Source organism: Porphyromonas endodontalis ATCC 35406, from assembly GCF_000174815.1.
In the GTDB taxonomy this organism is placed as follows: Bacteria; Bacteroidota; Bacteroidia; order Bacteroidales; family Porphyromonadaceae; genus Porphyromonas; species Porphyromonas endodontalis.
The window spans coordinates 1-14,360 of the sequence record NZ_ACNN01000025.1; the positions used below are offsets into that span (position 1 = coordinate 1).

Here is a 14,360-nt window from a genome sequence, read left to right on the forward strand (position 1 = left end):
ACAGCGACAATAAGGGCATAAAAACGGCTATCTTTGACCAACTTAGCCTATCTTTGTAGGGAATTGTAATAACGTCTATAACAAGACTTGATATGAAAAGACTAGTTATGCTCCGCCACGGCGAGAGTGTTTGGAACAAAGAAAATCGCTTTACAGGATGGACCAATGTAGACCTCTCCGAAAAGGGAGTAGAGGAAGCTCATAAAGCCGGACAACTGCTACGTACCGAAGGGTTCCGCTTTGCCAAAGCCTATACCTCATACCTCAAACGTGCCATCAAAACGCTAAATGTGGTCCTAGACGAAATGGATTTGGATTGGATCCCCGTAGAGAAGACTTGGATCCTCAACGAAAAGCACTATGGTGCCTTGCAGGGACTGAACAAAGCCGAAATGGCAGAAAAGTATGGCGATGAGCAAGTACATATCTGGCGCAGAAGCTACGACGTCCCCCCTTTGGCTCTAGACCGAGACGACAAGCGCGCTCCTCTTGCCGACCCTCGCTATGCCGCAGTAGATCCCAAACTGTTGCCCCTTACCGAGTCCCTCAAAGACACCGTAGAGCGCATCACTCCGTTTTGGGAAAATGTAATCCTGCCCGACCTTGCCAAGAACAATGAGATTATCATTGCAGCTCATGGTAATAGCCTCCGAGGGATTATCAAGGTGCTAAAGAAAATATCCGATGAGGATATTCCTGCCCTCAATCTCCCCACAGCCGTACCCTACCTCTTTGAGTTTGACGACAATATGAACCTCGTAAGCGATCGTTTCTTGGGAGATCCCGACGAAATCCGCGCTCTACAAGAGGCCGTTGCTAACCAAGGGAAGAAGAAATAAGACTATGCTTACACACGACTTAATCATCCTAGGGGGAGGCCCTGCCGGATACACAGCTGCAGAGCGTGCTGCCCGTGGAGGACTTAACACGCTCTTGATAGAAAAACGTGCCCTTGGAGGCGTTTGTCTGAACGAGGGGTGCATACCCACCAAGACGCTGCTCTACTCCGCCAAGATTTGGCACCTCACTGAGGATGCCAAGAAGTACGGCATCGAGGCTTCGGCCGACCAGTTTTTGATGGACAAAGTAAATGCTCGCAAAAACAAAGTCGTACGCAAGCTCGTTGCCGGTATCAAAGGTAAGATGACTAATGCCGGAGTAACCGTAGTCACGGGTGAAGGGGAAATCCTAGCCCCCACCACTCCCCAAGAGTATAGTGTGAAGGTAGGAGAAGAAACCTATACGGCTCCTCGTCTCCTCCTCGCCTCGGGTAGCGAGACGTTCGTCCCCCCTATCCCCGGCCTAGATACTGTGGACTACTGGACTAGCCGCGAAGCACTAGAGAGTAAAGAACTCCCCAAAAGCATTGCCATTATCGGCGGAGGCGTTATCGGGATGGAGTTTGCCGCTTTCTACAATCGTGTGGGCGTGGAGGTACATGTTATCGAGATGCTCCCCGAGATCTTAGGCGGTATGGATAGCGAAATGGGCGCCTTGCTACGTGCCGAATACACCAAGCTAGGCGTAAAATTCTACCTCCAGCACAAAGTCACCTCCGTAGCTCCGGATGGCGTAACGGTAGAGTTTGAAGACAATAGTTTTGTAATCCCAACAGAACGCATCCTACTAAGCGTGGGTCGCCGCCCTGTGACTGAAAAGCTCTCTCCCCTCGGTCTTGAGATGGAGGGACGAGGAGTAAAAGTAGATGCAACGATGCGCACTTCGCTCCCCGGCGTTTATGCCGCAGGGGATGTAACGGGCTACTCACTCCTTGCCCATACAGCTGTGCGCGAAGCAGAGGTGGCCGTTGATAATATGCTTGGCAAAAATGCCCAAATGAGCTACCGAGCCATCCCCGGCATTATCTACACACAGCCCGAAGTTGCAGGCGTAGGTATGACCGAAGACCAACTCAAAAAAGAGGGCATCAACTATCGTAAGCACCAGTTGCCCATGGCTTTTGCCGGACGATTCGTTGCTGAGAACGAGATGGCAAATGGGGTGTGTAAAATCCTTATCGGTGAGGACGATACCCTACTCGGGGCACACATGCTGGGCAATCCTGCCAGCGAACTTATCGTTGTGATAGCCGTTGCCATCGAAAGAGGTATCAAAGCACACGAGTTGGCCTCTGTAGTATTCCCCCACCCAACAGTTGGGGAGATTATCAAAGAGACTATAGAGAGTAGCCCCGTAGCCTAGGCCTCCGCTTGCAACCAAGTTTGTAAGAACTATTTGTAAGACATCTCCCTAACGCTCCTATCCCTTGCCCCCTAGTTGCTCCGAAGTCAGTACACTAGGAGGCAAGGTCTTTTTCTTTAGTAAGAGAGAGAAATCCTCCTGCAACAATCTTCCCTCTCCCCATACACTAGAGAGCCCTACTTATCCGTTGTATAAGCATGAAGAAGCGCAATAGTCTCCTCTCTGTAGTACCGTTCCCTACAGACTATCACCATAAACTGATCCGATTTGCTCTTATTATCGGGAGTTTTTTCCTCCTCTTCTTAGGGATGGGAGAGTACGTTTTTGCTCAAAACAAGGTAGACGAAAGCTCCCCCCTTGCCACAGGTCGATGGGTCAAGATAAGTGTAGACAAATCGGGGCTATACACACTCTCCTACGACAAATTACGTCAGATGGGCTTTAGTAATCCCGAAGCAGTAGGCGTCTATGGGCGTGGAGGGAGGTTACTTAGCGAAGATTTGCAGAAAGCCTCTTCGGTGGCAGGGCTCCCCCAAGTGCCCCTTCTTCGGCACAACAATGCAATCTATTTCTATGGAGAGGGCACGACTCACTGGTACTACGATACCGCTCAAAAGTGCTATAGGCATGTGACCAACCACTACACACGCCTTGGGTACTACCTCCTTAGCGATGCAGCAACGCCCGGCCCCCTACTCATGGAGGAACGCAAACCAACAGCCTCCCAAGCGGCTCCGGCTCTTACCTCTACCTACGATGCCCTTGTACTGCACGAGCGAGACATATTCTCCCCCAAACAATCGGGACGAATGCTCTTTGGAGAGCCTCTCTTGGGCGGACAACCCAAACGAATCATCGTAAATCTAGGGCATGGCGAACAAGCCGGCAACGCCATCAAAATAAACTATGCCTACATGGCTCGCCCCAGCACCCAAGGCTTCTTTACACTCTCTCTTGATGGTAGAGAATTGGCAAAAGACCCTATTTCTTTGAGCGAAGATCATACAACTCGTGACTTCCTTGCCGGTATTTATCACTTCAGACCCAATGTAACGGTAACGAGCAGTTCTAGAAATCTCGCACTTGACGCATCCTATCGCCCTGCCGGAGACAATGCCTATGTAGACTTTCTTGAGTTTATTATTGAACAAAGATTGCACTACACTACGGGGCAGCAAACAGATTTTCGCAGAATACAAGAGGGGAGCGATGCGCTCCTATATCAGGTCTCGGGGTTGCCCCAAAATGGCATCATACTTGCAACTTCTCCCGAAAGCTCCCTCCCCTATCGTGTACAGACCACACAGAGTGGAGGTACACACTCTTTTACCACACAAGCACTCGACCGAGAGGGCCAACCCTATAACTTTTTGGCATGCTCTTGGCAAGATGCCTATACCCCAAATGTCGTAGGGGAGGTTGCTAACCAAAATATACACTCCGCCCCTATACCCGATCTTATCATACTCTCTCCGGAGGCATTTCTCTCCGAAGCGGAGCGACTTGCCGAGTTCCATCGATCGGTAGACGGAATGCAAGTACTCGTAGTGGGAGAGACGGCTCTATTTAACGAATTCAATGCAGGGACTCCCGACGCCACAGCCTATCGCCTAATGGCAAAATACTTTTACGACCGTTGGATGGCAGCCCACCCCGGAGAGAAGCAATCGGCACAACAGCTCCTTCTCTTTGGTGATGGCGCAGCAGACAACCGCAAGGTAAGCGTGCATTGGGAGAGTATTGGTCTACAAAACACTCCCTTCCTACTCACCTACCAAAGCTCCAATTCTCTCAACATCTATAGCTATACTACGGACGACTACTTTGGCTACCTCCGCGATGGAGAAGACCATCTGACCAATGGCCGCAAACAGCTATCTATTGGGATTGGGAGGTTCCCCATTCGTACTCTTGGCGAAGCTAAAGCTGCCGTAGACAAGACCATTCGCTACGCCGAAAACGGAGATCCCGGGGTATGGAAGACGCGTACCCTCTTTCTTGCAGACAACCAAGATGGCTATTCGCATGCCAGGCAAGCCAATGAGCTTACTGAGATACTAGAGGAGATACAACCCGAGCTCATCGTAAACAAAGTGTACCTTGATGCCTTTCCCAAGAGCACCGTTAATGGGCTTACAACAGTACCCACAGCCAAACGGAAACTCCTAGATGCTATAGACCAAGGGCTCCTTCTTGTCAATTATACAGGGCATGGTAGCCCTACGGCTTGGACGGACGAGCAGATAATGACCCTCCCTGACGTACAGCGGCTAAGCAACAAACGCCTCCCTCTCTGGATAACGGCCACTTGTGATTTCTGCCCCTACGACAATAGTACGACCTCTGCCGGAGAAGTGGCATTCCTCAACGATAGAGGAGGAGCCTCTGCCCTCTTTACCACCACTCGTGTGGTATTCGATGTCCCCAACCAAGAGCTAAACAGACACTTTTTGCGCACACTCTTCACGCAAGACAAGGGAGGGCGGTTACATCAATTGGGAGACGTGCTGCGCAATGCCAAGAACAGTGCCTACACCTCAGATACGATTAACAAACTCAACTTCTCATTGATAGGAGACCCTGCCCTGCGCCTTAAGATGCCTACGCATCAAGCAGCCCTACTCAAGATAAATGGGAAGCAACCCGATCCTCAAAAAGGTATTTCTCTACATGCCCTTGAGCGTGTTTCGCTCGAAGGAGCCATACACGACTTGAGCGGAACTATCGATGGAAACTTTAATGGTACGATTGCCATTACGGTATTCGATGCTGAGCAGATCTCCTCTACACTAAAAGAAAACATACCGGAGTATCAAGAGAGTGTATACAAATTCTCAGAGTACCCCGGGATTATCTATGCCGGTAATGCCGAGGTTGTAAATGGGCAGTTCACCGCCTCTTTTGTGGTACCCAAAGATATCTCCTACTCCGATAAAAAAGGGAAAATCAACTTCTATGCCTACTCATCTTCTCTTAAGCGAGAAGCCATGGGTGTGGATAAATCTCTCAAGCTAGAGATGGGGGGGAGTGGATCCGAAGAGGACAAAACCCCTCCTGAGATACAGAGGATTTATCTCAATGACTCCACCCTCAGAGCTCCCATTGTGGTGGGCACTACTCCGCTATTCGTGGCAGATCTTTTTGATATGAGCGGTATCAATTTATCGGCAGGAGGCCTAGGGCATGGTATTACGTTATCCATAGACAACAATCCTACCTACACCTTTACTCTCAACGATTACTATAGAGCCAACCAACTAGAGGCCGGCAAGGGCTCCGTTGTGTACCTACTTCCCACGCTACCCGAGGGAGATCACACCGCCACCCTCCGTGTATGGGACGTGTTTAATAATGCAGCAGAGAAGAGCATTTCGTTCCGTGTAAACAAAGATTTGGCTCCCCAAGTTGCTGCCTCTCAGGCCTTCCCCAATCCGGCCCTACTTGGTTCTCCTATCACCTTTGAGATATTTACAAATACTCCCGGGGAGGAGATGTCTCTTACCATCGAGCTCTTCGACTTCACAGGGCGATGCGTGGCCAAGAGCCCATCATTTAGCCTTGTATCTCCCTCACAAGGGAGCATTCGTATCCCTTGGACCCCCACTACCTCCTATCAAACCTCGCCCATAAGAGGGCTATACATATATAGGTGTACCCTATCCGGTAGCAATGGAAAAAGTGCTACAACGATGGGGAAATTACTCCTAGAAGAGAGCTCCTCCGGGGCAACCAAATGAATAGAATATTGTACTTTTGCGGCACAATAGAGTTGTGAACAAAAGAGTACACCAACTAAGTTACACAACTTGACACGTATAGAATTAAGATGAATCGTACAATCCTAAAGCGTCTCCTAGTTATAGGAGTCTCCGTTATTATTTCTACGCTCGCCCTCGTGGCACAAAATGATGTACAAGAGCAACGCTTCAACGCAGTCACCACCTCGGTGCCTTCGCTTCACATATCCCCGGGAGCTCGTGCTGCAGGTATGGGCGATGTTGGGGTAAGCTCTACTCCCGATGTTAATTCGCAGTATTACAACCCCTCTAAGTACGCATTGCTATCAAGCAAGGCCGGAGTCAGTTTCACTTATACCCCATGGCTTGCCAAGTTGGTAAACGATATCAAACTAATGGAACTCACCGGGTACTACAAGATTGGTAGCGAAAACAACCAAGCTCTGAGTGCTTCTCTACGTTTCTTCTCGCTTGGTACCATTCGTACTTTCGACGACCTTGCACGTTCTCTAGGGGAGGCTCACCCTAACGAGTTTGCCCTAGACTTTGGTTACTCGTTGCAGATAACCTCCGATTACTCTATGGGAGTTGTACTCCGTTACATTCGTAGCGATCAAAACACAGCAAGCAGTACGGGAGAAAATCGTGCGGGCAACGCCTTCGCTGCCGACATTGCCGGCTATCTGACTAAGTACTTCGTGGCCGGTGACTCCGAGCCTCTCTGGACTTTCGGATTCAACATTAGCAATATCGGTACCAAGATATCTTACGGAGGCAATCAGTCTATGTTTATTCCTACCAACCTGCGTGTAGGTACAGGTATTCTCTACCCCTTCGACGATTACAACGCCCTCTCTCTCAATATCGAGGCCAACAAACTATTGGTTCCCACGCCTCCTATCAAAGACCCCACCAAGCCGGATGAATATGCACGTAAGATAGAAGAATACCAAAAAACCTCCTCTATTGCCGGTATCTTCAAGTCGTTTGGCGATGCTCCTGGGGGATTTAAGGAAGAACTCCAAGAGATAAACCTAGGCATCGGAGCCGAGTATAGCTATAACAATCGCTTCTTCCTTCGTGCCGGTTATCAGTACCAACACCCCAATAAAGGGAATCTACAGTACTTTACAGCAGGTGCCGGATTCAAGATGAGTGTCTTCAGTCTCGACGCCTCTTACCTAATATCAGCAGTCCCCAGTAACCCTCTGGATCAAACGTTGCGCTTCTCGCTCTCCTTTGATATGGATGGGATTCGCAACCTCCTTCGCTAAAAGACCTCTCCAACAAACCTAAATACAATTGCGATATGAGTTGTCCTTTCTCCGTTGGCACGGGCTTCGATGTACATAGATTGGCAGTAGGATACCCCCTACGTATCTGCGGAGTAGAAATCCCCTACGAGATGGGATTGGAAGCGCATTCCGATGGGGATGTGGCTCTTCATGCCCTCTGCGATGCTCTCCTAGGAGCAGCAGCCTTGGGCGATATAGGTTACCACTTCCCGCCTAGCGACAATAGTTACAAGGGGATAGACAGCCGTATTTTGTTAGAGCGTGTAGCCTCTCTCGTAGCCTCCGAGGGCTGGAGCATTGGCAACATAGACCTCGTAATCATAGCTCAGGCACCCAAGATGCTTCCCTATATAGAGGCTATGAAGGAGAGCATTGCTGCCATTTTGGGTAAAGAGGTACGCATCTCTATAAAAGCAACAACTACAGAACATCTAGGCTACACAGGGCGAAAAGAGGGAATCGCCGCCCAGGCTGTAGCCCTCCTATACCGATAAAAAAATCTTCTATCCCTCATCATTATCAATTTGTTTATGTCTCTCGATAGTCTCCTTGCACTTACTCCCCTTGACGGACGCTACCAATCTAAGACGCAAGACCTGCGTAGTTTTTTCTCCGAATATGCCCTAATTCGCTATCGCATTTGGGTTGAAATAGAATATTTTCTTGCCCTGTCGGATACGCTTCCTCAGCTGCAAAGCAAAATAGACTCAGCCACAAAGGAGCAACTACGCGACCTCTACCGCACGCTCACCCCTGAAGAGGCTGCCAAAGTAAAGGAGATAGAGTCTGTAACCAATCATGACGTCAAGGCGGTTGAGTACTACATAAAGACTGCTTTTGATGCCCTCAATCTATCGTGGGCTAAGGAGTTCGTGCACTTTGGACTTACCTCTCAAGACATCAACAACACAGCCTTCCCGATGATGCTCCGCGGGGCTCTCAAAGAGGTTTTTGAGCCGGCACTCTCTCGAGTATTGGAGCTTCTCCGCAAATACACCCATGAGTGGGCAGAAATCCCCATGCTGGCTCGGACGCACGGGCAACCCGCCTCCCCCACTCGCCTAGGCAAGGAGTTCGGGGTGTATGTGTACCGACTAGAGGAGCAATTGAAACTCTATCATGCAATACCCTTTGGGGCTAAATTTGGTGGGGCAACAGGTAACTTTAATGCACACCATGTAGCCTATCCCGAGATCGACTGGAAGCAATTTGGCAACCATTTCGTAGCCTCTTTGGGGCTCGAAAGGGAGCAAATTACAACCCAAATATCAAACTATGACCATCTGGCAGCTCTGCTCGAAAGCATAGCGCGCATCAATACCATTTTGGTCGATCTTGCCCGAGACGTATGGATGTACATCTCCATGGGATACTTCAAACAGCGCATCAAAGCGGGCGAAGTTGGCTCCTCTGCCATGCCTCACAAGGTGAATCCTATTGACTTCGAAAACGCCGAAGGCAATCTCATGCTCTCTAGTTCGATAGCTCTATTCTTGGCATCGAAGCTCCCTATATCTCGCCTGCAACGCGACCTGACGGACTCTACCGTTATCCGCAACGAAGGGCTACCTTTGGGCTACACTCTTATTGCACTAAAGAGCCTCGAAAAGGGGTTAGGAAAGATACTTCTGAACGAAGATGCCATCGCCCACGACTTGCAAAGCAACTACGAGGTGGTAGCAGAAGCCCTACAAACCATACTAAGAAGAGAAGGGTACCCTAACCCTTACGAAACGCTAAAACGACTCACACGTACGGGCGAAGCCATGACTGCGGAGAGCATCCATCGCTTTATTGATACGTTGGATGTAGCCCCAAGCATCAAAGAGGAAATGCGTGCCATTTCTCCCCAAACTTACGTAGGTATATAAATAAATCACTACCTTTGTGAGGGTCTGCAGGAAAGGAATAAACTGAAAGCAGACAAAGTTATAGCCAAAGAATCAAGAAAAGTTTTTGATCAAGGGGCAAGATAGGAGGGACAAAATACCATTCTATTCCATCCGGTATTTGCCTTTTCATCATCTTGATTCCATACACGAGAGGTGTACGAGATCAAGACAAATATTTTATTAGTACAAAACAAAAAGAGTCTACACTCACCTAAAAGTAGATCACTGAATTATCCGAATGGAAAATAAAGACTCCATCGAATCTGAAGAAAAAGCACTCCAAAACTCAGAGAAGTCCTCAGCAGAGGCAGCACCTGAGAAAGAGCAGGAAGCCACAGCTTCAGAATCAAAAGTCTCAAACAACGAGACCCCAACTAAAACAAATACAGGAGGACGCAAGCGTACCCGCACCCGGATTTCCCAAACCACCGACCGCAAAAGTTGTATCCTTGTTTCTACCGACGAAGACAAGCGTGGTAGCGCTTCCATCATTAGTAGAAACAACGATGCCTCCCGTGCTGTAGCACAGCAAAAGGAGAGCAACAATGACGAAGATTGGGATATATCACTCGAAGGCATGTTTGACAAACTTTCACGCGAAGCAGACGAAGTGATAGGGCGCACCATGCAAATGCTCGAGCAAGATGAGCCCGTACGCACCTCTTCTCATCGACCCACCCACCACGTCCGCGACAGACGTTCTTCTCAAGAGGGAGGCAGAGAGGACGATAGACCCATCTATCCTTTTGAGCGACAAAAGAAGCGTCACAACGCTGAGCCTCTCGATGAAAAAGCACAACATGCAGGTCAATCCCCCAAGGGCAAGAAAAAGAAAAAGAAGAAAATTCAACGCAGACCGGAGGAGGTTATCTCTTATCCTGAGATGCCGGTGGATCCTAAGACCCCTCTACGTCTCAATAAGTTTTTGGCCAGTTCGGGCGTATGCTCTCGCCGTGTTGCCGACCAACTCATCGTGGATGGGCACGTCTCTGTAAATGGAGAGATTGTCACACAACTAGGGAAACACGTCACTCGAGAAGACTTTATTTCGGTAGATGGGAAGCCCGTTTCCATCGAAAAGAAGATATACGTACTGCTCAACAAACCACGCAACTGCGTAACTACCAGCAGCGACCCCGAAAAACGACTCACAGCCATAGACTTGGTACGTAACGCCTGCAACGAGCGTATCTATCCGGTTGGTCGTCTCGATAGGAATACCACAGGTCTTCTCCTCCTTACCAACGATGGTGACCTGGCAGCAAAGCTCATGCACCCCAAGTACGAGAAGAAGAAAATCTATCAAGTAACGCTCGATAAACCCGTATCGGTGGAGCACATGCAACAAATCGCTTCGGGCATAGAGCTCGAAGATGGGGAGATCCATGCAGATGCTATCAGCTATGTAGACGAAAACAATCTCGCCATTGTGGGTATAGAGATCCACTCGGGTCGCAACCGTATCGTGCGTCGTATATTCAAGCATCTTGGCTATCGCGTTTACAAACTCGATCGCGTTTACTTTGCCGGCTTGACCAAAAAAGATCTTCCACGAGGCAGATGGCGTTACCTCACAGAGGACGAAGTACGCAACCTCCGTCACGACTTCTACGAATAGAATAGAGAGAGTATAACAATATCGGTACATGAAAAGATTGATGATTAAAGAGGTTATTGCCTCGCCTACATTAGATCAAGAAATCACAGTTATGGGTTGGGTGCGTACGCGCCGTGGCAATAAAGCGGTAAGCTTCATTGCACTCAATGATGGTAGCTGTATCCATAATCTACAAATCGTAGCAGATCTGGCTCGCTTCTCACCCGAGGTTATGCAACAAATCACTACTGGGGCATCTCTGGCTGTACGAGGCACCCTCGTTGCCTCTCAGGGAGCAGGACAAAGCGTTGAGTTACAAGCTGAAGAGATTACCATATTCGGCACATGCGACCCCAATAGCTACCCTCTACAAAAAAAAGGGCATTCCCTAGAGTTCCTTCGCGATATAGCCTATCTGCGCCCTCGTACCAATACCTTTGGTGCCATACTGCGTATCCGACACAATATGGCTATTGCCATCCACGAGTTTTTCCATAAGAAGGGATACTACTATGTGCACACCCCCATCATTACCTCTAGTGATGCAGAAGGAGCAGGGCAAATGTTCCGCGTAACGACTCTAAACCTAGATAAATTACCTCTTAACAAGGCCGGCGAAGTGGATTACAAAAAAGACTTCTTCGGTAAACCTACCGCTCTTACCGTCTCAGGACAACTAGAGGGAGAGCTGGCAGCCCTTGCCCTTGGAGGGATTTATACTTTTGGTCCCACTTTCCGTGCAGAAAACTCCAATACACCTCGTCACCTTGCTGAGTTTTGGATGATTGAGCCCGAAATTGCGTTCTTCGACGTGCACGACAACATGGACCTTGCAGAGGAGTTTACCAAGCATTGTGTACAGTGGGCTCTTGATAATTGTGCGGACGATTTGGCTTTCCTCTCGGAGCACTTCGATAAGGGACTAATGGATCGTCTTCGCTTCGTCCTTGCCAATAGCTACGAGCGCATCACCTATACGCAAGGGATTGAGATACTCGAAAAGGCCATTGCCGAAGGGCATAAATTTGAATTCCCCGTGTACTGGGGCGTAGACCTTGCCAGCGAACATGAGCGCTACCTTGTGGAGCAGCACTTCCAAAAGCCCGTAATCATGACCGACTATCCGAAGGAGATTAAGGCCTTCTATATGAAGCAAAACGAGGATGGCAAAACGGTACGAGGCATGGACGTTCTCTTCCCTCTAATCGGAGAAATTATCGGCGGTAGTGAGCGTGAAGCTGACTTTGACAAACTTCGCACCCACGCTCAAGAGATGGGAGTTCCCGAGAAAGATATTTGGTGGTACCTAGATACTCGTCGCTTTGGCACAGTGCCTCATGCCGGCTTTGGGTTAGGCTTCGAGCGTCTCCTTCTCTTCGTAACAGGGATGAGCAACATCCGCGATGTTATCCCCTTCCCTCGCACCCCAAACAATGCCGAATTCTAGTGAAATCAAAGAGAAAGCCAGCCTATCTTCCCTACCTAATAGGGCAATAGGGCTGCTTTTTCTAAGTAAAGATTTCTCCGATTCAGCAATAATCGCTTAATTTGCACTCAGAACAAAATAGATAGTACAGAGCTATATGAACAATCTCCTAAAGTATCTCGGATCAATACTCCTCCTCATCGGAGTGTTAGTTATCGCTATACCTCACTTTTTAGATCAGACGAGCAATGTTACATTGGGCGGTGGCTTGGGCTTAGTTATCATCGGGTTTCTTGCCCATATCTTCCTCAATAGAAAAGCCGGCGCAGAGTAATAAACTCGCCCTTTTTACCGGGTGTAATCCCTCCATAAGGGGAATTTGATTTTGCACCCATACTCATATAAAGAGCCCCACTCCCTGCATTCTTTCCGATTGTAGGAGTGGGGTTTGTCTATTACGACAACCATATAGATGTAAATATTAGTACCTTTGTAACCATGAATTGATAGCTCTCCGGATAGAGAGATTATAGGCTAACAAAAGAACAAAATGTACAGGACAAATACGTGCGGAGAGCTCCGCAAAGAGCACATAGGTAGTGAGGTAACTCTTGCTGGTTGGGTAAGTAAACTTCGTAGAATGGGGGCTATGGCGTTCCTCGATCTTCGCGATCGCTACGGCATTACTCAACTCGTATTCGACTCTGCACACCCCGAGCTCCAATCGGCCCTTGATGGTGTAGGACGCGAGTGTGTATTGCAAGCCACCGGTATGGTGCGTGAGCGGTCTGCCAAAAACGACAAGATAGCAACGGGAGATATTGAGCTAGAGGTAACAAGTTGCCGGGTACTCAATCCTTCAGAAGTCCCTCCCTTTACCATCGAAGACAACTCAGACGGAGGAGACGACCTCCGCATGAAGTATCGCTATCTCGACCTCCGTCGCGACCCTGTAAAGCGCAATATCGAGCTACGCCATCGCATGGCTCTCCTCACTCGCAATTACCTAGATCGCTTAGGATTTTTGGAGATTGAGACTCCCATGCTCATCAAGTCGACCCCCGAAGGTGCTCGCGACTTTGTCGTGCCTTCGCGTATGAATCCTAACGAGTTTTACGCTCTACCACAGTCTCCTCAAACCTTTAAGCAGCTCTTGATGGTGGCTGGGATGGATCGCTACTTTCAGATCGTTAAGTGCTTCCGTGATGAGGATCTTCGTGCCGATCGTCAGCCCGAATTTACACAGATAGACTGCGAGATGAGTTTTGTAGATCAAGAGGATATCCTCACGGTCTTCGAGGGTCTCGCCGTAGAGCTTTTCAGCAAAATACGAGAAGTCACTCCCGCCACCCCTTTCCGCAGAATGAGCTGGTACGAAGCCATGAATAGCTACGGAAGTGACAAGCCGGACCTCCGCTTCGGGATGCCCATCCGAGAGATTACCACTCTAGCCCAGGGGCACGGCATGAGCCTCATGGACGAAGCTGCCTATGTGGGAGCCATTGCCGTAGAGGGAGCCGCCGAGTATACACGTAAGCAGATAGACGCACTTACAGACTATGTAAAGCGTCCTCAAGTAGGAGCAAAGGGACTCATCTGGATCAAGTGCAATGCTGATGGTTCTTTCAAAAGTTCGGTAGATAAGTTCTTCGACGCTGACGCACTCAAAGCAATAGCTCAGGCAGCAGAGGCAAAGAGCGGAGACCTCGTCCTCATACTACTCGGCACGGAACGTTACAGTGTGCTCAAGCAATTGAGTACACTCCGCCTGCACGTAGCCGACCTTGCCGGACTTAAAGACCCCAATAAATTTGAGTGTCTGTGGGTTGTGGACTTCCCCCTACTCGAGTGGGACGAAGAGACACAACGCTTCTACGCAATGCACCACCCCTTCACCTCCCCCAAGCCAGAAGATATTTCTCTCCTCTCCACCGATCCTGGAGCCGTACGCGCCAATGCCTATGACATGGTGATCAATGGTGTAGAAGTTGGCGGCGGATCCATCCGTATCCACGACTCACAATTGCAACACAAGATGTTTGAGGTTCTTGGGTTTACCAAGGAGAAAGCCGAGGAGCAATTCGGCTTCTTGATGAACGCATTCAAGTACGGAGCACCTCCCCACGGAGGAGTCGCATTCGGGCTTGACCGCTGGGTTTCTATCATGGCTGGCCTAGACTCCATCCGCGACTGCATTGCATTCCCCAAAAA

The 14,360-nt window shown here is 49.2% G+C and carries 10 protein-coding genes; all 10 read left to right on the top strand.

What is annotated here, in order from left to right; translation table 11 throughout:
• The first annotated feature begins 92 nt into the window (after positions 1–92).
• Positions 93–839, top strand: a complete 747-nt coding sequence (gpmA, locus tag POREN0001_RS05855; RefSeq protein WP_004334037.1) for a 2,3-diphosphoglycerate-dependent phosphoglycerate mutase — start codon at positions 93–95, stop codon at positions 837–839.
• Between the two features lie 4 nt (positions 840–843).
• A complete protein-coding gene (gene lpdA / locus POREN0001_RS05860) occupies positions 844–2,202 on the top strand; it encodes a dihydrolipoyl dehydrogenase (RefSeq protein WP_004334031.1) in 1,359 nt (452 codons plus the stop codon).
• Positions 2,203–2,399: 197 nt separating this feature from the next.
• A complete protein-coding gene (gene porU / locus POREN0001_RS05865) occupies positions 2,400–5,939 on the top strand; it encodes a type IX secretion system sortase PorU (RefSeq protein WP_004334027.1) in 3,540 nt (1,179 codons plus the stop codon).
• 89 nt (positions 5,940–6,028) lie between these two features.
• A complete protein-coding gene (gene porV, locus POREN0001_RS05870) occupies positions 6,029–7,213 on the top strand; it encodes a type IX secretion system outer membrane channel protein PorV (protein ID WP_004334043.1) in 1,185 nt (394 codons plus the stop codon).
• A 35-nt stretch (positions 7,214–7,248) separates the two neighbouring features.
• Positions 7,249–7,728: a 2-C-methyl-D-erythritol 2,4-cyclodiphosphate synthase gene (gene ispF / locus POREN0001_RS05875; RefSeq protein WP_004334029.1), complete on the top strand. Its 480-nt coding sequence runs from the start codon at positions 7,249–7,251 to the stop codon at positions 7,726–7,728.
• A 36-nt stretch (positions 7,729–7,764) separates the two neighbouring features.
• Positions 7,765–9,105, top strand: coding sequence for an adenylosuccinate lyase (purB, locus tag POREN0001_RS05880; RefSeq protein WP_004334035.1), 1,341 nt, complete (start codon positions 7,765–7,767; stop codon positions 9,103–9,105).
• A 259-nt stretch (positions 9,106–9,364) separates the two neighbouring features.
• The gene (locus tag POREN0001_RS09280) at positions 9,365–10,744 is read left to right on the top strand and encodes a pseudouridine synthase (RefSeq protein ID WP_004334033.1); all 1,380 of its coding nucleotides are present in this window, start codon (positions 9,365–9,367) and stop codon (positions 10,742–10,744) included.
• A 28-nt stretch (positions 10,745–10,772) separates the two neighbouring features.
• The gene (gene asnS / locus POREN0001_RS05890) at positions 10,773–12,170 is read left to right on the top strand and encodes an asparagine--tRNA ligase (RefSeq protein WP_004334039.1); all 1,398 of its coding nucleotides are present in this window, start codon (positions 10,773–10,775) and stop codon (positions 12,168–12,170) included.
• Between the two features lie 136 nt (positions 12,171–12,306).
• Positions 12,307–12,483, top strand: a complete 177-nt coding sequence (locus tag POREN0001_RS09440) for a hypothetical protein (protein ID WP_004334041.1) — start codon at positions 12,307–12,309, stop codon at positions 12,481–12,483.
• A gap of 216 nt (positions 12,484–12,699) precedes the next feature.
• Positions 12,700–14,360 (top strand): aspartate--tRNA ligase (aspS, locus tag POREN0001_RS05895; protein ID WP_004334026.1); only part of this gene is annotated, 1,661 nt, incomplete at its 3' end.